The organism is Pseudomonas sp. WS 5079 (genome assembly GCF_012985465.1).
Lineage (GTDB): Bacteria > Pseudomonadota > Gammaproteobacteria > Pseudomonadales > Pseudomonadaceae > Aquipseudomonas.
In genome coordinates this window covers 213,016-233,268 of sequence record NZ_JAAQWN010000002.1, presented here as the reverse complement: position 1 = coordinate 233,268, position 20,253 = coordinate 213,016, and the positions used below count along the sequence as shown (strand labels likewise).

15 protein-coding genes and 2 tRNA genes are annotated in these 20,253 nt (G+C 60.5%); 7 read left to right on the top strand and 10 right to left on the bottom strand.

All coding sequences use genetic code 11. The features are described 5' to 3' along the window. Positions 1-63: 63 nt before the first annotated feature. On the bottom strand, positions 64-1,392 hold the full coding sequence (gene rimO, locus HBO05_RS05510) for a 30S ribosomal protein S12 methylthiotransferase RimO (protein ID WP_169851201.1): 1,329 nt from the start codon (positions 1,390-1,392) through the stop codon (positions 64-66). Between the two features lie 321 nt (positions 1,393-1,713). Here rimO and HBO05_RS05505 point away from each other — a divergent pair, with 321 nt between their 5' ends. Further along, the gene (locus HBO05_RS05505; RefSeq protein ID WP_172311986.1) at positions 1,714-3,615 is read left to right on the top strand and encodes a potassium transporter Kup; all 1,902 of its coding nucleotides are present in this window, start codon (positions 1,714-1,716) and stop codon (positions 3,613-3,615) included. 111 nt (positions 3,616-3,726) lie between these two features. Here HBO05_RS05505 and HBO05_RS05500 read toward each other — a convergent pair whose 3' ends face one another. The 4 genes from HBO05_RS05500 to HBO05_RS05485 all read right to left on the bottom strand — a co-directional run bounded on the left by HBO05_RS05500 (position 3,727) and on the right by HBO05_RS05485 (position 8,276). Further along, a complete protein-coding gene (locus HBO05_RS05500; protein WP_172311984.1) occupies positions 3,727-5,007 on the bottom strand; it encodes a virulence factor family protein in 1,281 nt (426 codons plus the stop codon). Next, positions 5,007-7,649 (bottom strand): bifunctional lysylphosphatidylglycerol flippase/synthetase MprF, encoded by a 2,643-nt coding sequence (gene mprF / locus HBO05_RS05495; protein WP_169954602.1) that lies wholly within the window; start codon positions 7,647-7,649, stop codon positions 5,007-5,009. Before mprF ends, HBO05_RS05500 begins: the two co-directional genes overlap by 1 nt. 279 nt (positions 7,650-7,928) lie before the next feature. Next, a tRNA-Met gene (locus HBO05_RS05490) sits at positions 7,929-8,005 on the bottom strand. Positions 8,006-8,199: 194 nt separating this feature from the next. Then, positions 8,200-8,276: transfer RNA gene (locus tag HBO05_RS05485), tRNA-Met, on the bottom strand. A gap of 290 nt (positions 8,277-8,566) precedes the next feature. Between HBO05_RS05485 and dinB the strand changes: the two genes are divergently transcribed. Next, positions 8,567-9,625: a DNA polymerase IV gene (gene dinB, locus HBO05_RS05480; protein ID WP_169954603.1), complete on the top strand. Its 1,059-nt coding sequence runs from the start codon at positions 8,567-8,569 to the stop codon at positions 9,623-9,625. Between the two features lie 137 nt (positions 9,626-9,762). Here dinB and HBO05_RS05475 read toward each other — a convergent pair whose 3' ends face one another. The 4 genes from HBO05_RS05475 to HBO05_RS05460 form a co-directional block, all read right to left on the bottom strand. Next, positions 9,763-10,716: a hypothetical protein gene (locus tag HBO05_RS05475; RefSeq protein WP_172311982.1), complete on the bottom strand. Its 954-nt coding sequence runs from the start codon at positions 10,714-10,716 to the stop codon at positions 9,763-9,765. Between the two features lie 20 nt (positions 10,717-10,736). Then, entirely contained in the window at positions 10,737-12,452 is a 1,716-nt protein-coding gene (locus HBO05_RS05470; RefSeq protein ID WP_172311980.1) for a proline--tRNA ligase, read from the bottom strand. Between the two features lie 185 nt (positions 12,453-12,637). Further along, the gene (locus tag HBO05_RS05465) at positions 12,638-14,170 is read right to left on the bottom strand and encodes an AmpG family muropeptide MFS transporter (protein WP_169954606.1); all 1,533 of its coding nucleotides are present in this window, start codon (positions 14,168-14,170) and stop codon (positions 12,638-12,640) included. A gap of 43 nt (positions 14,171-14,213) precedes the next feature. Then, positions 14,214-14,567 (bottom strand): MGMT family protein, encoded by a 354-nt coding sequence (locus tag HBO05_RS05460; protein ID WP_169954607.1) that lies wholly within the window; start codon positions 14,565-14,567, stop codon positions 14,214-14,216. Positions 14,568-14,732: 165 nt separating this feature from the next. Here HBO05_RS05460 and HBO05_RS05455 point away from each other — a divergent pair, with 165 nt between their 5' ends. Then, a complete protein-coding gene (locus HBO05_RS05455) occupies positions 14,733-15,740 on the top strand; it encodes a DUF481 domain-containing protein (protein WP_169954608.1) in 1,008 nt (335 codons plus the stop codon). 138 nt (positions 15,741-15,878) lie between these two features. Here HBO05_RS05455 and HBO05_RS05450 read toward each other — a convergent pair whose 3' ends face one another. Continuing rightward, on the bottom strand, positions 15,879-16,637 hold the full coding sequence (locus HBO05_RS05450) for an SDR family oxidoreductase (RefSeq protein WP_170056826.1): 759 nt from the start codon (positions 16,635-16,637) through the stop codon (positions 15,879-15,881). 75 nt (positions 16,638-16,712) lie between these two features. On the opposite strand from HBO05_RS05450, the gene HBO05_RS05445 reads away from it, so the two are divergent. From HBO05_RS05445 to groL, 4 genes are all read left to right on the top strand, one after another. Beyond that, entirely contained in the window at positions 16,713-17,444 is a 732-nt protein-coding gene (locus HBO05_RS05445; protein ID WP_170041864.1) for a HugZ family protein, read from the top strand. A 66-nt stretch (positions 17,445-17,510) separates the two neighbouring features. After that, entirely contained in the window at positions 17,511-17,987 is a 477-nt protein-coding gene (locus HBO05_RS05440) for an FxsA family protein (RefSeq protein WP_057439377.1), read from the top strand. A gap of 229 nt (positions 17,988-18,216) precedes the next feature. Beyond that, a complete protein-coding gene (locus HBO05_RS05435; protein ID WP_172311979.1) occupies positions 18,217-18,513 on the top strand; it encodes a co-chaperone GroES in 297 nt (98 codons plus the stop codon). Positions 18,514-18,563: 50 nt separating this feature from the next. Next, positions 18,564-20,210: a chaperonin GroEL gene (groL, locus tag HBO05_RS05430; protein WP_169954612.1), complete on the top strand. Its 1,647-nt coding sequence runs from the start codon at positions 18,564-18,566 to the stop codon at positions 20,208-20,210. The last annotated feature ends 43 nt before the right edge of the window (positions 20,211-20,253 follow it).

The window sequence follows — 20,253 nt, the reverse complement described above, 5'->3', positions numbered from 1 at the left end:
ACGATAGACCTAAAAAAGCCCCGCATCTTGTCCAGAAGCAGGGCTTTTTCAATTTTTTACAGCTTAGTCGCGTTTTTGCGCCCAGAGGTCGTACTCGTCGGCGTCGGTGACCGTGCACCAGACCTTGTCGCCTGGCTTGAGGCCGCTGGCGTCATCGATAAATACATTGCCGTCGATTTCCGGTGCGTCGAAGAAGCAACGGCCGACCGCGCCTTGCTCGTCCACTTCGTCGATCAGCACTTCGATTTCCTTGCCGATACGCAGTTGCAGGCGGGCCGAGCTGATGGCCTGTTGATGGGCCATGAAGCGCTCCCAGCGGTCTTGCTTGACGTCATCCGGCACCACGGCCAGGTCCAGCAGGTTGGCCGGGGCACCTTCCACCGGCGAGTACTGGAAGCAGCCGACGCGATCCAGCTGGGCTTCAGTCAGCCAGTCCAGCAGGTACTGGAAGTCTTCTTCGGTTTCGCCGGGGAAGCCGACGATAAAGGTCGAGCGGATGATCAGCTCGGGGCATATCTGGCGCCAGTTCTTGATGCGCGCCAGGGTCTTGTCTTCGAAGGCCGGGCGTTTCATGGCCTTGAGCACTTTGGGGCTGGCGTGCTGGAACGGGATGTCCAGGTACGGCAGGATTTTGCCGGCGGCCATCAACGGGATCAATTCGTCGACGTGCGGGTAAGGGTACACGTAGTGCAGGCGCACCCACACACCCAGGCTGCTCAGGGCTTCGCACAGTTCGGTCATGCGGGTTTTCACCGGCGCGCCGTTCCAGAAACCGGTGCGGTACTTCACATCGACGCCGTAGGCGCTGGTGTCCTGGGAGATCACCAGCAGTTCCTTGACGCCAGACTTGACCAGGCGCTGGGCCTCGTCCAGTACATCGCCCACCGGGCGGCTGACCAGCTTGCCGCGCATCGACGGGATGATGCAGAAGCTGCAGCTGTGGTTGCAGCCTTCGGAAATCTTCAGGTACGCATAATGCCGCGGGGTCAGCTTGATGCCCTGTGGTGGCACCAGGTCGATCAGCGGGTTGTGGTCCTGGCGCGGCGGCACTACCTCGTGCACGGCGTTGACCACCTGCTCGTATTGCTGCGGACCGGTCACGGCCAGCACGCTTGGGTGCACGTTGCGGATATTGCCTTCTTCCACACCCATGCAGCCGGTGACGATGACCTTGCCGTTTTCCTTGATGGCTTCGCCGATCACTTCCAGAGACTCTGCCTTGGCTGAGTCAATGAAGCCACAGGTGTTGACCACCACCACATCGGCGTCCTGATAAGTGGACACGACGTCGTAGCCTTCCATGCGCAGTTGCGTGAGGATGCGCTCGGAGTCGACGAGCGCCTTCGGGCAACCCAGGGAAACAAAGCCAACCTTGGGGTTGGCTTTTGCGATGGTGGTGGACATGTCTAACCTCGGTATTGAATGACGCCGCCAGTCGGGCACGACAGGGCAGCGGACGGGCACTTGATGTGCCTCTGATCAAAAAGTGCGCAATTCTAGCGACGGGAAACGCACTTGACCAGCTTTATGCAGGGAAATACGACGAGTGCTGCGCTATGCTGCGCGCCGTTGCACCGGGGTTAGGTTGGTAGTCAACAAATAATCTGTTACCAGAAGTACAGCGGCACATGCTGTGTATAGCTTAGCTTTGGGCTTAAGTGTATAGCTGGGCTGTTTATAAAAGACCTCAGGTCAAAAGGGCGGGAGTGGTTGATGGGTCAGGTAAATAGTCAGGCGGCGGGTGCCGGGCATTCCAGCGCAAAGCCAATCGGCATGTTGGTGGCGGCGGTCGGGGTGGTTTATGGCGATATCGGCACCAGCCCGCTCTACACCCTTAAAGAGGTGTTTTCCGGCAGTTATGGGGTGCAGGTCAATCATGATGGGGTGCTGGGGATCCTGGCGCTGATCTTCTGGTCGTTGATCTGGGTGGTGTCCATCAAGTACATGTTGTTCGTGCTGCGCGCCGACAACCAGGGCGAGGGCGGCATCATGGCGCTGACGGCGCTGGCCCGACGGGCGGCGGGCAATCATCCGCGGCTGCGCAGTTTCCTGGTGGTGTGCGGCCTGTGTGGCGCGGCGCTGTTCTATGGCGACAGCATGATCACCCCGGCGATTTCGGTGTTGTCGGCCATCGAGGGCTTGGAACTGGCGTTCGACGGCCTTGAGCATTGGGTCGTGCCCGTGGCGTTGGTGGTGCTGGTAGGGCTGTTCCTGATCCAGAAACATGGCACCGACCGCATCGGCAAGCTGTTCGGGCCGGTGATGGTCACCTGGTTTTTGGTGCTGGGCGGCCTGGGCGTCTATGGCATCGTCCAGCACCCCGAAGTGCTCAACGCGATGAACCCGATGTGGGGTGTGCGTTTCTTCATGGTCCATCCGGGTATCGGCGTAGCAATCCTCGGCGCCGTGGTGCTGGCCTTGACCGGCGCCGAAGCGCTGTATGCCGACATGGGCCACTTCGGCCGCAAACCCATTGCCCGGGCCTGGTTCATCCTGGTGCTGCCGGCGCTGGTGCTCAACTATTTTGGCCAGGGCGCGATGTTGCTCGGTGACCCCGAGGCCGCGCGCAACCCGTTCTACCTGCTGGCGCCAAGCTGGGCCTTGCTGCCGCTGGTGGGCTTGTCCACCCTGGCCACGGTGATTGCTTCCCAGGCAGTGATTTCCGGTGCGTTCTCGTTGACGCGCCAGGCGATCCAGCTCGGCTACATCCCGCGCATGCATATCCAGCACACTTCCAGCGCCGAGCAGGGCCAGATCTATATCGGCGCGGTGAACTGGTCGCTGATGGTCGGCGTGATCCTGCTGGTGCTGGGCTTCGAGTCCTCGGGCGCCCTGGCCTCGGCCTACGGGGTAGCTGTGACCGGGACCATGTTGATGACCACCATCCTGGTTTCCGCCGTGATGCTGCTGTTGTGGAAATGGCCGCCGGTCCTGGCCGTGCCCGTATTGCTGGGCTTTTTGCTGGTGGATGGCCTGTTCTTTGCGGCCAACGTGCCGAAAGTGGTGCAGGGCGGTGCATTCCCGGTGTTGGCGGGGATTGTGCTGTTTGTGCTGATGACCACCTGGAAGCGCGGCAAGCAATTGCTGGTGGAACGCCTGGATGAGGGCGGATTACCGCTGCCGATCTTTATCAGCAGCATCCGCGTCCAGCCGCCTCATCGCGTGCAGGGCACGGCGGTGTTCCTCACCGCCCGCCCGGACGCGGTGCCCCACGCCTTGCTGCATAACCTGCTGCACAACCAGGTGCTGCACGAGCAGGTGGTGCTGCTGACGGTGGCCTATGAAGATATCCCGCGCGTCCCGGCCCAGCGCCGCTTCGAAGTGGATTCCTATGGCGACGGTTTCTTCCGGGTGATCCTGCATTTTGGCTTTACCGATGAGCCGGACGTGCCCGAAGCCCTGAAGCTTTGCCATCTGGACGACCTGGACTTCAGTCCTATGCGTACCACCTACTTCCTCAGCCGCGAGACGGTCATCGCCTCCAAGCTCGAAGGCATGGCGCGCTGGCGCGAGGGGTTGTTTGCTTTCATGCTGAAGAACGCCAACGGCAACCTGCGTTTCTTCAAGTTGCCGGTGAACCGGGTGATTGAGTTGGGGACCCAGGTAGAAATGTAACTCCAACAAAAAGCCCCCGTTGCCATGCGGCAGCGGGGGCTTTTTTGTGCCTTGGGAAACTGGCTGATCACCTTGAGGAGCCGGCAAGCCAGATCCTACCGTGATGGGGTATTACTCGGTCTTGACCTGGCGCTTCTCGATGATATCCACCAGGCGCTTGGCCAGTGCCGGGTAGTTCTCGTCGAAGTGATGGCCGCCCGGTAACTTCATGGCTTCGCCCACGGCGCTCTTGTCGGTGCAGCCGCTCTCGTCGACTTCTTCCTCACCGTAGATGCACACCACCTTGGTCGCCGGCAGCTTGGCCATTTCCGGGCCGGTGGCGGCTTCCTTGCCGGCATTGCCGAGCCAGCCTTCCACTTCGATCTCAAAGCTGCCCGTGCGGGCAAAGGCCAGCAGGATTATCGCGTCTACCCGTTGCTGTTCGGCTTCCGGCAGGCGGTTGTAGATGGCCGGCAATACATCGGCGCCGAACGAGTAACCCGTCAGCACAAAGCGCTTGGTGCCCCATTTCTGCCGATAGTGCTGCATCAGCTCGGTCAGGTCCTTGGCGCTCTGCTCCGGGCTTTTGTGCTGCCAGTAATAGCGCAGGGTATCGATGCCGACCACGGGGTAGCCGATCTTGGCCATCTCGCCAGCCACGTCGCGGTCGAGGTCGCGCCAACCGCCGTCACCGGAAAGGAACAGGGTCACGGTGTCCTTGGCCTGGCCGGCCGGCACTTCCACCACCGGGATCGCCAGGCCGCCATTGTCCGAGCCCACCAGTTGCTTGCGCAGCTCGTTGTTCAGCACTTGCGGGTAATTGATGTCGTAGTCGCTGATGCTGGTGGTGGCGCGCGGGGTATCGCGTACGAAACTGGCGCTTTCGTCGTCAGGGTTATCGTTCCAGGCGACCAGCCAGTTGCCGTGGGCGGCGGTCTTGGGCAGTGGGTCCTTGCAGCCTTCCTGGACCAGGGCGAAGCCCACGGAGATGGCATTGGCCTTGTCGTCGTTCTGTGTCGCCAGCCAGCGCCAGGCGAGTGCCGCGCCAGGGCCGATGCCGCTGACCAGGGTGGCCGGGCCCTTGAGCTGGCCCAGGGCTGCTTGCAAGGCCTGCTCCTGCAGCTTGCAGTCGTCCTTGGGCAGGATCACTTGCACGATCTGTGCGCTGCCGCCCTGGCTCAGGGCAATCAGTTGGCTGTCGCTCAGGCTGGCGTCGGACAGCACGGCGACGGCTACGCGAGCCTTGGGGGTGGTGCCAGGGGTCACACGGGTCAGGGTCGAGCCGTCGGCCTGGGGCAGTTGCTCCAGGGTCGGTTGGGGGGCGGGGCGATTCCAGTGCCAGTAGCCGCCACCCAGGATCAGGGCCAGCACCACCAGACTTGCCAATACATACCGCCAGGAGCGTCGAATCATCAGCGTTTCACCAATCCAGTCAAGCCGCCCGCGATCAGGGCGGCGGTATCGGCCAGTGCCACCAGCGGATCAAGTCCCGCGGGCACGGCCATGTAACGAGGTTCCCAGTCAGGCTGGAACTTGTCTTTGAAGCGGCGCAAACCTTGGAAGTTATACAGTTGCTCGCCACGGCGGAACACCATCGAGCCCAGGCGCTGGGTCAGCGGTGCGCCACGGCGCGGTTGCAGGCCCGACAGCGGCACCATGCCGAGGCTGAAGCGTGCATAGTTGTGGCTCTTATAGTGCTGGATCAAGCCGACCATCATGAACTCCATGGTCAGCTTTGGCGCATCCGGGTGCGCACGCATCAGGTCCAGGCTGGCCAGGTCATGGCTGTAGGTCTCAAGCAGGTTGGCGAAGGCCACCGGCTGCCCCTCGAAGCGAATCACCGCAATGCGAAAATGCTTGAGGTACTCGTCGCTGAAGCGGCCCAGGGAGAAGCCCTTCTCGCGCACGTTCTTGCCGGTCAACCAGGCATCGGAGATGACTTTCAAGGCATCCATCGGCGCCTGGCCCGGCTCGAAGATTTCCAGGGACAGGCCATCCCGGGTCCCGCGGTTCCAGGTGTAGCGCAGGTCCTTCATCTCCTTGCCCTTGGCTTCCAGGTCAAAGCGCTTGAGATCGACCCGGGCTTCTTCGCCCAGCTTGATCGCGGTCAGGCCGATATCCATATAGAAGGGCAGGTTCTCCGCACGTACCTGGTAGAACACCGGGCGGGCGTGGTGGATGTCGCACAGGTCGCGAAACTGCCAGATCATCTCGGCCCGTGGCTGGGTCGGGCCGATCGGGTCGTACAGGGCCACCAGGCTGCGGCCGCGCCGGGCGTACATCAGGAACGCTTCGTCGTTGGGGTGAAACAGCAGGGCCTTGTCGCCGGTCAGTGCCAGGCCGCCGTCGGGTTGCGAGGAGGCCATCAGGATCTTGGTGGCACGCTCCAGCTCATCGGCGGTCGGCAGGTGGATCACCGGGCGGGCGGTGCGCAACAACCAGGTCAGCGACACAATCACCAGCAAGATGGCGGCGCCCAGCAGCGAGCGCAGGCCACGCGGGGCGTTGGCGTCGAGGGTGAACTGCCACCACAGTTGATGGCTGTAAGGTACATCCTGATAGGCGAACAGCAGCAGCCAGATCGACGCCCCCAGCACGCACACGCTGGCCACCAGGTACAGCGGCGAGAATGGCAGTTCGGTCAGGCGGCTGGCGCGGTAGAACGAGCGCCGGAAGATTGCCAGCAGCACCGCAGTGATGGTCATCAGGCTGGCTTCTTCCCAGTCGAAGCCTTTGAGCAGTGAGAGCAGGGCGCCCACCAGCAACAGCACCATGGTCAGCATCCAGGCTGCCGACAGGCGTCGACGCAGGCCCTGGGCCAGCAACAGGCACAACACGCCGATCAGGCTGGCGCCAAAGTGCGAGGCGTCAATCAGGCGGTGGGGAATCAGGAAGCCGATGTTTTCCAGGCGTGAGTCGATTTCCGGGGTGGCGCCGGAGAACAGCAGCACCACCCCGGACAAAAAAACCAGCACGGCCAACACCGGTGCCGCGAGGCCCGAGGCCACCCGCAGGCTTTGCTGGGTCTGGAACAGGCGCTGGGCTTCGTTGATCAGCAGGAAGATGCACGCGATCAGCAATGGCAGCACCACGTAGATCATCCGGTACAACAGCAGCGCGGCGGCCAGTGGTGCGGCGCCGAGCTTGTCGGCAAACGCGGCCAGCAGGATCGCTTCGAATACGCCGACACCGCCAGGCACATGGCTGAGCACACCGGCCGCGAGCGCCAGCAGGTACACCAGCAGGAACGGGCCAAAGGGCGGGGCTTCCGGCAGCAACATATAAAGCACGGTAGCGGCGGCGGCGACATCCAACGCGGTGATGATCAGTTGCAGGAACGTCAGGCGGCGCCCAGGCAGGCGCAAGGTGCGGCGGCCGGCCTTGACCAGCAGGTTGTCGGGGTAGGGCTGCTCTGGCAGGCGCCGGCGATAAATCCCGATACACAATACGGCTGACAGCAGCAGCACCGCACCTGCGATGCCGCCGAGCAGCGCTGCGGGTAGATGCAGGGCGTTGGAGGCGGCGGGCAGGTTGCTCAACGTGGCCAGGGCGGCGAGCGGCGGCAAGGCGCAACCCAGGGCCAGGCTGGCAAACACGGTCATATGGGCCACTTCCGAAGCCCCGATGCCATGCCGTGCATAAAGGCGGTAGCGCACCGAACCACCGGACAGCATCGACAGGCCAATCGCATTGCCGATGGCGAATGCAGTAAAGCCGCCGTAGGCCAGGGTCTTGGCCGGCAGTTTTACCCCGGCGTAGCGTGCGCCGGAAAATTCGTAGCCCAATAGAATGATGAAGCCCGCGATCGCGGCGGCAAAGGCGCCCAGCAGGGAAGGCTTCGGCACTTCCAGGATCGAGTCGTGCAGGGCGTATAGATCCAGCTCTAGCAGCAGGTGGCGGCAGGCGATCAAGGCAATGGCAAACAGCAGCAAAGTGACTGCCAGCCCAATGGGTTGGCGATACTTGCTCAACAGATCCAGCCAGCGCAGGCGAGTGGGGGCGATCGGTTGTGTGGCTGTGACAGTGTCTTGTGGTTCAGACGAATTGGCGCGCATCAATCACCTCGTGGATTGTGCGCGACAGGATGGGGGTATCCAGCCAAGTTACCAATCCCTATGTACAAAATAATTACAAATAGTAACGCGGATCACCGGTCCCGGCGACAGCGTCCATTGGTCGCGCAAGGACGCGCTCGACACTTGAGCATAGCTTGCAAATGAATGGACTCTGAAACCCGCGGGCGGTTTCATGAAAGATGCCATGCCATTGTTTCAAAAGAACTTTTTCTGCGGATACAAAAAAGGCCACTCTTTCGAGTAGCCTTTTTTGATGTTTGGTTGCGGGAGCCGGATTTGAACCGACGACCTTCGGGTTATGAGCCCGACGAGCTACCAGACTGCTCCATCCCGCGTCTGTGGGCGGCATTCTACAGCGCAACGACGAGGTGTCAACCGTTAATGACATAAAGCGCAAAATAACTGCAAATTAGCCTAAGTGCTCGATTGAAAAAGACTTTTCACTGCCCTGGCGCATCGCCGGGGGTAGCAGGGCAAAAACCTGCACGCACAAAAAAGGCCACTCTTTCGAGTAGCCTTTCTTGATGTTTGGTTGCGGGAGCCGGATTTGAACCGACGACCTTCGGGTTATGAGCCCGACGAGCTACCAGACTGCTCCATCCCGCGTCTGTGTGTCGGCATTCTACAGAGGAATGGCAGTGTGTCAACTGCTGATTCCAAGAAAAGCGCTTGTGCTTCAATCGGTTAGCTCTCCAAGGCAAGGGCAGTATGGGGTTGCGGCCAGTCTAGCCGTGGCTTCCAGCTCTATTGGAGGATGTTGTTCGATTGAAAAAATGAATTCATCCAGGTTTTTTCCTACCACTTTGTCAGATGATTCAAAGTACTGGTGCTATATACAGGTGTGAATGCGATACTGGCGATCCGTCTACTTATGTCCTGACCACGCCTCTCTTTATATGACGCAGCGCAAAATCATCCACGTCGACTGTGACTGCTTCTACGCTGCCATCGAAATGCGGGATAACCCGAGCCTGGCGCAAAAGCCCCTGGCGGTAGGTGGCTCGGCGGACCGGCGCGGGGTGATCGCCACCTGCAACTACGAGGCGCGAGCCTACGGTGTGCGTTCGGCGATGTCATCGCGCCATGCATTGAAGCTGTGCCCCGACCTGACCATCGTCAAGCCGCGCATGGATGCCTATAAAGAAGCATCGAAGGAAATCCACACGATTTTTTGCGATTACACCGATCTGATCGAGCCGCTGTCGCTGGACGAGGCTTACCTGGATGTTTCCGATTGCGCGCATTTCGGCGGCAGTGCCACGCGTATTGCCCAGGATATCCGCCGGCGCGTCTCCAACCAGTTGCATATCACGGTTTCGGCGGGGGTGGCGCCCAACAAGTTCCTGGCCAAGATCGCCAGCGACTGGAAAAAGCCCAATGGGCTGTTTGTAATCACCCCCGACCAGGTGGAAGATTTCGTATCGCAACTGCCGGTAAGCAAGCTGCATGGCGTCGGCAAGGTCACTGCCGACAAGCTGGCACGCCTGGGGATCGAGGACTGCCTGCAATTGCGCGAGTGGAACAAGCTGGCGCTGGTGCGGGAGTTCGGCAGTTTCGGTGAGCGGTTATGGAGTTTGGCGCGTGGGATTGATGAGCGTGCGGTACACAACGACAGCCGCCGGCAATCGATCAGTGTAGAAAACACCTACGACGTCGACCTGCCGGACCTGCCCAGTTGCCTGGAAAAACTCCCGGAACTGATGGCGACCCTGGCCGGGCGCATACAGCGCATCGACAGCAGTTATCGACCGGGCAAACCCTTTGTCAAAGTGAAGTTCCATGACTTTACCCAGACCACCCTGGAGCAGGCGGGGGCGGGGCGGGACCTGGAGAGTTACCAGCAGTTGCTGACCCAGGCGTTCAATCGTGGGGGCAAGCCGGTGCGGTTACTGGGGATTGGCGTGCGCTTGCTCGACTTGAGCGTGGGGAATGAACAGCTGGAGCTGTCCTGGTAGATGGCTGGAGGTGGGCCTTATGTGGGAGCGGGCTTGCCCGCGATGGCAGTGGGTCAGTCGAATGTATCTAACCTGACACTCCGCTATCGCGGGCAAGCCCGCTCCCACACAAGTCCGCTCCTACATTGAGTGCTGCCTCAGCGGGTACCCGGATCAGCCACCAGCCGGCCGCCATCCTTGGTCAGCGCCTTGAGAAATTCCTGCTGCAATTCGGGATCATTGCGGGTCAGTTCAATCAGGCTCTGTTCCAGTTCGCTGGCTTCTTCTTCCAGGCCCAGTTCCGACAAGCGCTTGACCCGATGCACCCATTGTCTGACTTCGTCATCCTCCAGGTCGTCGTAGATTAAGGCGTGGGCTTCCAGCAGCTTGCCGCGCAAGGTCGTGCTGATGGCCAGGGATGAGTCCGAATGCACATCATCCTGGGCATCTTCAATGCTGATCCGCAAGGTGCGGACCTGGCTCAAATCCTGTTCGGCAAACGGGCTGTCCAACAGGTTCAGGCGCAGGACGCCGTTGCGATCGGTGGTCATCTCGTGGGTCTGCTTGCCGGCCTTGACCTGCACCGGTCGCTCACTCCACGGCAGGCTGGTGTACTCCAGGCGGCGGTCACGCTGGATTTCATCGATACCCGCCAGGTTCTGTTGCGCCCGGCCGTGGGACTGCACGTTCATGAACGGGTTGAGCCCGGCCACGCCGTAACTGATCCAGTCATGGGTCATGCTGTCCGGGAGGTTGCCCAGGGCAAAGATGTTCGCCACGTTGGCCCCGGCGCCCGCCACCACTGCCACCGCACCCAGCGGGATCTCGTAGAGTTCGCGCCAGGGTTGGTAGGGCGTGTAGCGATCATAGTGGCGCGTGACTTCAAATTCAGTGACTTCGAAAGTCCGCTGTTCATGAATGCGCACGCGGCGTTGCGGCAGTTCGAGCACCTTGGGTTCGCCGACATCGATCTGCAGGCTGTGGTCGAGCAACTTGCGCTCGATCCGTTCCTCGTGCTCGCTACGCTGCGACATCTGATTGGCGCAGCCGCTGACCAGCAGGGCGCCGCACAAGGCGGCGCCCCCCAGGGCTTTGGTGTTTCGCTTGAACATGACTTCTCTTGATCTGGTTTTCAGCGACGAATACGCGCCTGAAGGAAGGGCAGCACGTCAGCCACCGGCAACGGTTGGGCTTGGGCTTCGGTCCGGCTCTTGTATTCCAGATTGCCATCGGCCAGGCCGCGGTCACTGACCACGATCCGGTGAGGGATGCCAATCAGTTCCATGTCGGCAAACTTGATGCCCGGGCTGGTCTTCTTGTCGCGATCATCGAGCAGCACTTCGAAACCGGCGGCCGTCAGTTCGGCATACAGTTTGTCGGTGGCTTCGCGAACCTGCTCGGTTTCGTAGCGCAGCGGTACCAGGGCGATCTGGAACGGCGCCAGGGTGTCGCTCCAGATAATGCCTTTGTCGTCGTGGTTCTGCTCGATGGCAGCCGCCACCACGCGGGAAACGCCAATGCCATAGCAGCCCATTTCCAGGGTCACCGGCTTGCCGTTTTCGCCCAGCACTTCGCACTTCATCGCCTTGCTGTACTTGTTGCCCAGCTGGAAGATGTGTCCCACTTCGATGCCGCGCTTGATTTCCAGGGTGCCCTTGCCGTCCGGGCTTGGATCGCCGGCCACCACGTTGCGCAGGTCGGCCACGGTCGGCACCGGCAGGTCACGCTCCCAGTTGACGCCAAAGTAGTGCTTGTCGTCGATATTGGCGCCGATGCCGAAGTCGCTCATCAGCTCGACGGAACGGTCGATGATGATCGGCAATGGCAGGTTCAGCGGGCCCAGGGAACCAGCGCCGGCGCCAATGGCGTCACGCAGTTCGGCGTCCGAAGCCATGACCAGCGGGCTGGCCACGCCAGGTTGCTGGGCAGCCTTGATTTCGTTGAGCTCGTGGTCGCCACGGATAACCAGGGCGATCAGCTTGCCTTCTTCCTCGGCATGCACGATCAGGGTCTTGATGGTCTTTTCAATCGGCAGATTGAATTTTTCGACCAGGGTCGCGATGGTCTTGGTGTCTGGGGTGTCGACCAGGCGCAGCTCTTCAGCCGGCGCCGCACGGGAAGTTTCCCGTGGCACCGCTTCGGCTTTCTCGATGTTGGCCGCGTAGTCGGAGCCGTCGCTGAAGACGATATCGTCTTCGCCGGACTCTGCCAGCACGTGGAACTCATGGGAGCCCGCACCGCCGATGGAGCCGTTGTCTGCTTCAACTGGGCGGAATTTCAGGCCCAGGCGGGTGAACACGTTGCAATAGGCCTGGTGCATGCGGTCATAGGTGACCTGCAGCGAAGGCTGGTCGGCATGGAACGAATAGGCGTCCTTCATGATGAACTCGCGGCCACGCATCAAGCCGAAGCGTGGGCGGATTTCGTCACGGAACTTGGTCTGGATCTGATACAGGTTGAGGGGCAGCTGTTTGTAGCTGCTCAACTCGTTGCGCATCAGGTCGGTGATCACTTCTTCATGGGTCGGGCCTGCGCAGAAGTCGCGGCCATGACGATCCTTGAAGCGCAGCAGCTCAGGGCCGTACTCTTCCCAGCGCCCGGATTCCTGCCACAGTTCAGCCGGCTGAGTGCTCGGCATCAATACTTCCAGAGAGCCGGCGGCGTTCATTTCTTCGCGAACGATCGCTTCGACCTTGCGCATCACCTTCAAGCCCATGGGCAGCCAGGTGTACAGGCCAGAGGCCAGTTTGCGGATCATACCGGCGCGCAGCATCAGCTGGTGGCTGATCACGACCGCATCGGAAGGCGTTTCTTTCTGTGTGGCGAGCAAATATTGACTGGTACGCATGGTAGGCCGTTGTCGGTTGCTTGGACTTGAAGTGACCTGGGATTGTACGGGCGGTCGCCGCCAGAGTACAGGCATCAGGTGCTGACGGGATTTCTGTGGGAGCGGGCTTGGCCGCGATGCCGGCGCCTCGGTGTGTCAGGCAAACCGCAGTGATGCTATCGCGGGCAAGCCCGCTCCCACAGGTATCAGCCTTCTTCGGGCGGGTTCAAACGGATCCGCCGGCTTTCCTGGTACCAATGCAAGGCAATCAGCAGCAGTGTCGGCACGCCGAGCAGCGCGGTGATCAGGAAGAAGTTGTGATAGCCGAACTTTTCCACCATGACCCCCGAGTACCCGCCGATCAACCGTGGCAACAGCAGCATGATCGAGCTGAGCAGGGCGTACTGGGTGGCGGAGAACTTAAGGTTGGTCAGGCTCGACAGGTAGGCGACGAACGCCGAAGTCGCCAGGCCCGAGCTGAAGTTGTCCAGGGAGATGGTGAAGATCAGCATCTGCAGGTCGGCGCCCATGTCGGCGAGCATCAGGAACAGCAGGTTGGTGCCGGCCGAGGTGATACCACCGATAAACAGGATCGGCAGGATGCCGAATCGCACGATCAACAGGCCGCCCATGCCGGCGCCGACCAGGGTCATGATCAGGCCGAAGATCTTGCTGACGCTGGCGATCTGGTCCTTGGTGAACCCCTGGTCGATATAGAACACGTTGGCCATCACGCCCATCACCGTGTCCGACATCCGGTAGGTGGCGATCAGCCCCAGCAGCAGCAGGGCCTGCCAGCGGTAGCGCAGGATAAAGTCGTTGACCGGCGTCAGCACCGGCGCCAGGCCCCGGCGGCCCATGGCCGAAAGGCACAGGGTGGTGAGGGTGATATAGAGGATGGCGCGCAGGAACGCGCGGTCTTCGAGCAGCAGGTCGAACAGGCTCACGCCTTCGAACAGCACGCTGGCAAAGTCAGTGTTGTACAGCTGGGTGAACATCGCCGGGACCGACACCAGCAGGACGATCAACACGAATACCGACATCAGTTGGTGGGCAAAGGTATAGCGCCCGGCCTGCAACTGGGTGCGCAACGGCACATCGGGTTCGCGCATGAAAAAGCTGGTGAGCAGGGCGGGGATCATCAGTACGCCGAACAGCACATAGGTGCCGGTCCACGCCGAATGTTTGTAGTTAAAGCCGGTGGAGCCAAAGCCCTCGGCAAAGAACAGCGCGCCGGCGGTGGCCAGCAGGGCGGCGATACGGTAGCCGGACATATAGCTGGCGGCCAGTGCGGCCTGGCGGCTGTCGTCGGCGATTTCCAGGCGATAGGCGTCTACCGCGATGTCTTGGGTGGCGGAGGCAAATGCCACGATAACGGCAATGGCGATCAGCCAGGACAGGTGTTTCTGCGGGTCGCAGAAGCCCATGCCGATCAAACCGAGAATTACCAGGGATTGGGACAGCACCAGCCAGGAGCGACGACGCCCCAGCTTGCCCAATAGCGGCAGGCGCCATTGGTCCAGTAGTGGTGACCAGACCCACTTGAACGCATAGGCCAGGCCGATCAGGCTCGCATAGCCAATGGTTTCGCGCGCCACACCGGCTTCACGCAACCAGACCGAGAGCGTCGAGAACACCAACATGTAAGGCAGACCGGCGGCGAAGCCGAGCAGTAACAGCACTAACGTCGAGGGGCTGGCATAGGCAGCGAGCGCGGCGCGCCAGGTTTTACGGGGCATGGGCTGGAGTCTGCCTCAGATTTACGGAAACAAAGCGCGCACTCTAACCGCTGTGCTCTACCGGGCGCCAGCCATGACGCTGAATATCAACGCGATTGTTCAGGATACTGACACCTTCGCTGCGCAAACGCGCACGTTGTTCATCGCCCGAAGCGCTACCCACAGGCAGACTTATCCGACCGCCGGCGGCGACTACCCGGTGCCAGGGCAACTTGGAACCCTCGGGAAGCTGGCTCAGGGTGCGGCCCACGAAGCGTGCGGCGCGCCCCAGGCCGGCCAGGTGCGCCAGTTCGCCGTAGCTCACCACGCAGCCTTCGGGCACTTGGGCCAAGGTCAGGTACAGCGCGGTACGGCGCATTTCGGCCGGGTTTTGCGGGGTGTCGGCGGGCTCGTTCACTGTTCTGGCAGCTCGGTTGAAATTGGTCGTCGATATGTAAGAAACGTCTGTAAAAATGCCGTTGAGAATTGAACTCAATAGAAAACCTTGAGTCAGTCCTTGCTAAGACTTCAGCTACGCCGATAATGCCTCCTTTTTCGCCAAACTTGAGCCCCGTAACCGCTTATGTTGTCCAGAACCCTGTTGTGCCTCGCTGTCTTTACTGCTTCTACCCCTGTGCTGGCCGATACGGTCTGGTTGAAAAACGGTGATCGCCTGACCGGCAAGATCAAGGTTTTCGACGGCGGCAAACTGCTGATCCAGACTGAATACGCGGGTGCAATCCCGGTGGACTGGAAGCAGGTGAAAACCCTGGAAAGCGACCAGGAACTGCTGGTCAAGCAGGATGCCTACACCGGCGAGAAGGCCAAGTCCCTGCACCCGGCGGAGGATGGCAAGGTGGTCCTGGCCAACGGCGAGACGCCCAAGACGGTGGAGTTGGCCAGCATCCAGCAGATCATCAAGCCCAAGCCGGTGATCGAGGATCTGGTGTGGAAGGGCAACGTCGACGTGGCGCTGGACTACAAGCGTGCGGAAAAAGACACCGACGATTATGACATCGACTTCAAGACCACCGCCCGTCACGGCAAGTGGCGGCATATCGCTGAAGGCGAATACAACCGCGAATTCCAGAACGATGTGGTCACCACCGACAACTGGAGTGCCGAGTACGCGCTGGACCGCTTTATTACCGACCAGTGGTTCTGGCAGGGGCGCTTGACCTACAAGCACGACAGGGTTGAAGACCTGCGTCGCCAGCGCACCGTCGGTACCGGTCCGGGTTATCAGTTCTGGGATGATGAACTGGGCGCGTTTTCCCTCGGCTCGCTGCTCAACCGCACTGACTATGAATACCAGGACGGCGGCAAGGACAACTTCTATTCCCTGGCCATGAAGTGGGACTACAACCGCTACCTGATCGGCAAGACCGTGGAGTTCTTCACCAACGGCGAAGTGGGCAAGCCCCTGGCCGGTCCTGCCGACTACGCCCTCGATGCCGAAATGGGCCTGCGCTACAAAGTCACCGAATGGGCATCGCTCAATCTCAAGGCCGAGCGCGACATCATCAGCGGCGGTTCGGACAGCGACTTGAGCAAGACCCGTTACACCGCAGGTTTTGGCGTGACCTGGTAAGCCTGCCACGGTACGAATGCGGACTTTTAATGTGGGAGCGGGCTTGCTCGCGATAGCGATGTATCAGTCGACATATTCGTTAACTGACCAGTCTGCTATCGCGAGCAAGCCCGCTCCCGCAGTTGTTTTTCGGCGTTGTTACAGGCGCAACCCCCCATCCAGCTCCAGGATGCGCCCGGTGTAATAGTCGTTCTCGAAGATATATCCCGCCGAATGGGCGATTTCTTCCGGGCGGCCCATGCGCTTGAGCGGGATCCCCGACGTCATCTTCTCCAGCGCCTCGGGCTTCATGCCCAGGGTCATCTCGGTCTCGATAAAGCCCGGCGCAATGCCCGCCACGCGAATGCCATAGCGCGCCAGTTCCTTGGCCCAGGTCACCGTCGCCGCCGCCACGCCGGCCTTGGCCGCCGAATAGTTGGTCTGGCCCACGTTACCCGCGCGGGAGATCGACGAGATATTGATAATGGCGCCCTGGTTTTTCAGCTCCACCATCTTCGCCGCCACTTCGCGGGTGCAGAGGAACACTCCGGTCAGATTGACGTCGATCACCGCCTGCCACTGGGCCAGGCTCATCTTGGTCATCTCGCCGTCCTTGACCTTGAGCAACAGGCCATCGCGCAGGATCCCGGCGTTGTTGATCAGACCGTGGATCGCGCCGAAATCATCGGCGATCCGTGCCACGGTGTAGGTCACCTGTTCTTCGTCTGCCACATTGCATAGATAGCTGCGCGCGGTGACGCCATGGGACTGGCATGCAGCCACTGCCGCATCGAGCTTTTCCTGATTGAGGTCCACCAGCGCCAGGTGGGCACCTTTACTTGCAAAATACTCGGCCATGGAACGGCCCAAACCCTGGCAACCGCCGGTGATAATGATTACTTTGTCGTTGAGATGCATTCGCATGTCCTGTGAGCAGATTTAAGCGGTTGCCCAAGTCCGTTTTTTGACGGAGTTTATCGAAGGAGTCATAAGTTGAGCGTCCACGTCGCCAAGAATGCCCGAGAACTACTGCTCAAGGAATACCGTGGGGCGCTCGCCACACACTCCAAAGCCATGCCCGGCTTCCCCTTTGGTTCGGTGGTGCCTTACTGCCTGGACGCCGAGGGCCGGCCGCTGATCCTGATCAGCCGTATTGCCCAGCACACCCATAACCTGCAAAAAGACCCCAAATGTTCGTTGCTGGTGGGTGAGCGCGAGGCGGATGACGTGCAGGCCGTCGGGCGCCTCACCTATCTTGCCGAAGCCGAAAAACTCGAGGACGAGGCGGCCATTGCTGCCGCCGCCGAGCGTTACTATCGGTACTTCCCGGATTCGGCGAACTACCACAAGGCCCATGATTTTGATTTCTGGGTCCTCAAGCCAGTGCGGCATCGCTATATCGGCGGTTTCGGGGCGATCCACTGGGTGGATCATCTGACCCTGGCCAACCCGTTCGCCGGCAAGGCCGAGTTGAGCATGATCGAGCACATGAACAGCGATCACACCAAGGCCATCGCCCACTATGTCGAACTGGCCGGCCTGCCGACCTTCGAGCCGGCGCAACTGGCCGGTATCGACGGCGAGGGCATGCATTTGCGCATCGGCCAGGGCCTGCACTGGTTGCCTTTTGCGGATACTTGCAACACTCCGACACAAGTGCGCGAGGCCCTGGTTTTCCTGGCCCATGCCGAGGCTTGGCCGAAAAAAGCCGTCACACACGCTTGAATTCACGAAAGGGCGACGTCATCTAAGGTCTAGTAGCAAGGCATTCTTGCGTTGAGGAACCATTTGATGCGCCCTTTTTTATTGCTCTTTCTGCTGTTTCCGGTGCTGGAGCTGTTCGTATTCGTCAAGGTCAGCGGGGCTATCGGGTTTTTCCCGGCGCTGCTGCTGATCATTCTCGGCTCGATGCTCGGCGTGTTCGTGCTGCGGATCGCCGGCCTGGCCACCGCACTGCGTGCTCGTGAAAGCCTGAACCGTGGCGAGTTGCCGGCCCAGACCATGCTCGAAGGCCTGATGATGGCCTTGGCCGGTGGCCTGCTGATCGTGCCGGGTTTTGTCAGCGATGTGCTCGGTTTGATCCTGCTGTTGCCATTCACCCGTCGGTTGCTGGCGGGCAAGCTGCGCCAGCGTGCCGAAGAAGCGGCGATCCGCCAGCGTGCCTTTGCCGACGACCTGCAACCCCGTGGCGGCCCGGCACCTCGCCAGCCGCTGGGGCGTGAAGGTGATGTGATCGAAGGCGAGTTCGAGCACCGCGACTCCAAGTAATACCCTCCCTGGCATGGCCCCTGCGGGTGCCTTGCCGGAGTAAAAATTTTCACCGCTGGCCCTTGTAATAAGCATATACGCCCTTATGTAACGGTCACCGCAAGGTTTCTGGTGGCGACACCAGACAGACTTCCGCGTTTCGCTTGGCGAACCGCGACCGGCACCGCCGGACTACCACCAGCCGGTACTGATACCGGCCGATGAAACTTACAATTAGGAGAGATCGACAATGAGCAAGCTTCGTCCTCTGCACGACCGCGTCGTTATCCGTCGCAGCGAAGAAGAAAAGAAAACCGCTGGCGGTATCGTTCTGCCAGGTTCGGCTGCTGAAAAAGCCAACCACGGTGTGATCCTCGCAGTTGGCCCAGGCAAGACGCTGGAAGACGGTCAAGTACGTGAGCTGGCTGTGAAAGTGGGTGACAAGGTTGTATTCGGTCCTTACTCCGGCAGCAACACTGTGAAAATCGACGGCGAAGACCTGCTGGTGATGGCCGAGAACGAGATTCTCGCTGTCCTGGAAGGCTGATTTTTCCGCTCATTTTCCCGTTACTACAAAGTATTTAAGGAATATCGATCATGGCTGCTAAAGAAGTTAAATTCGGCGATTCCGCCCGTAAGAAAATGCTCACCGGTGTCAACATCCTGGCTGACGCAGTAAAAGCGACCCTGGGCCCGAAAGGCCGTAACGTGATCATCGAGAAGAGCTTCGGCGCTCCGACCATCACCAAGGACGGCGTTTCGGTCGCCAAAGAAATCGAACTGGAAGACCGTTTCGAAAACATGGGCGCGCAGCTGGTCAAAGACGTTGCCTCCCGTGCCAACGATGACGCAGGCGACGGCACCACCACCGCCACCGTTCTGGCTCAGGCAATCGTCAACGAAGGCTACAAAGCCGTCGCTGCCGGCATGAACCCGATGGACCTCAAGCGCGGCATCGACAAGGCGACCATCGCCATCGTTGCTGAGCTGAAAAGCCTGTCCAAACCATGCGCTGACACCAAGGCTATCGCTCAGGTAGGCACCATCTCCGCCAACTCCGACAGCTCCATCGGCGACATCATTGCCGAAGCCATGGAAAAAGTCGGTAAAGAAGGCGTGATCACCGTTGAAGAAGGCACTGGCCTGGAAAACGAACTGTCGGTTGTAGAAGGCATGCAGTTCGACCGTGGCTACCTGTCCCCGTACTTCGTCAACAAGCCAGAGACCATGGTTGCCGAGCTGGACAGCCCGCTGATCCTGCTGGTCGACAAAAAGATCTCGAACATCCGCGAAATGCTGCCAGTACTGGAAGCCGTTGCCAAAGCCGGCCGTCCACTGCTGATCGTTTCCGAAGACGTTGAAGGCGAAGCCCTGGCGACTCTGGTTGTGAACAACATGCGCGGTATCGTTAAAGTCGCAGCCGTCAAGGCTCCAGGCTTCGGCGATCGTCGCAAGGCCATGCTGCAGGACATCGCCGTCCTGACTGGCGGTACCGTTATCTCCGAAGAGATCGGCCTGAGCCTGGAAAGTGCCACCCTGGAAAACCTGGGTAGCGCCAAGCGCGTGACCATCTCCAAGGAAAACACCATCATCGTTGACGGTGCTGGCGTGGAGCAGGACATCCAGGCGCGCATCACCCAGATCCGTGCCCAGGTTGCTGAAACCTCCTCGGACTACGACCGTGAAAAACTGCAAGAGCGCCTGGCCAAGCTGTCCGGCGGTGTTGCAGTGATCAAGGTTGGCGCTGGTTCCGAAGTTGAAATGAAAGAGAAGAAAGCCCGCGTTGAAGACGCCCTGCACGCAACCCGCGCAGCCGTCGAAGAAGGCGTGGTACCTGGCGGTGGCGTTGCGCTGATCCGTGCCCTGGAAGCCTTGGTCGGTCTGACCGGCGACAACGCTGACCAGGACGTGGGTATTGCTGTACTGCGTCGTGCTGTTGAAGCACCGCTGCGCCAGATTGCTGCCAACTCCGGCGACGAGCCGAGCGTTGTGGTCAACGAAGTCAAGAACGGCAAAGGTAACTACGGTTACAACGCTGCGACTGGCGTCTACGGCGACATGATCGAAATGGGCATCCTGGACCCTACCAAGGTGACTCGTTCCGCGCTGCAAGCGGCATCCTCCATCGGCGGTCTGATCCTGACCACCGAAGCTGCGATCGCTGATGCACCGAAGAAAGAAGGCTCGGCTGGCGGCGGTATGCCAGACATGGGCGGCATGGGTGGCATGGGCGGCATGATGTAAGCCAGCCTTACCCCTGATGCATAAAAGCCCCGCCTGAGTGATC

What these genes read in the sequence shown, in the direction of transcription:
- HBO05_RS05455 (WP_169954608.1), top strand. Translation starts at nt 14,733, where the DNA reads ATGTTGTCCAGAACCCTGTTGTGCCTCGCTGTCTTTACTGCTTCTACC.
- HBO05_RS05505 (WP_172311986.1), top strand. Translation starts at nt 1,714, where the DNA reads ATGGGTCAGGTAAATAGTCAGGCGGCGGGTGCCGGGCATTCCAGCGCA.
- groL (WP_169954612.1), top strand. Translation starts at nt 18,564, where the DNA reads ATGGCTGCTAAAGAAGTTAAATTCGGCGATTCCGCCCGTAAGAAAATG.
- HBO05_RS05435 (WP_172311979.1), top strand. Translation starts at nt 18,217, where the DNA reads ATGAGCAAGCTTCGTCCTCTGCACGACCGCGTCGTTATCCGTCGCAGC.
- HBO05_RS05475 (WP_172311982.1), bottom strand. Translation starts at nt 10,716, where the DNA reads ATGTTCAAGCGAAACACCAAAGCCCTGGGGGGCGCCGCCTTGTGCGGC.
- HBO05_RS05450 (WP_170056826.1), bottom strand. Translation starts at nt 16,637, where the DNA reads ATGCATCTCAACGACAAAGTAATCATTATCACCGGCGGTTGCCAGGGT.
- mprF (WP_169954602.1), bottom strand. Translation starts at nt 7,649, where the DNA reads ATGCGCGCCAATTCGTCTGAACCACAAGACACTGTCACAGCCACACAA.
- HBO05_RS05470 (WP_172311980.1), bottom strand. Translation starts at nt 12,452, where the DNA reads ATGCGTACCAGTCAATATTTGCTCGCCACACAGAAAGAAACGCCTTCC.
- HBO05_RS05440 (WP_057439377.1), top strand. Translation starts at nt 17,511, where the DNA reads ATGCGCCCTTTTTTATTGCTCTTTCTGCTGTTTCCGGTGCTGGAGCTG.
- HBO05_RS05500 (WP_172311984.1), bottom strand. Translation starts at nt 5,007, where the DNA reads ATGATTCGACGCTCCTGGCGGTATGTATTGGCAAGTCTGGTGGTGCTG.
- dinB (WP_169954603.1), top strand. Translation starts at nt 8,567, where the DNA reads ATGACGCAGCGCAAAATCATCCACGTCGACTGTGACTGCTTCTACGCT.
- HBO05_RS05465 (WP_169954606.1), bottom strand. Translation starts at nt 14,170, where the DNA reads ATGCCCCGTAAAACCTGGCGCGCCGCGCTCGCTGCCTATGCCAGCCCC.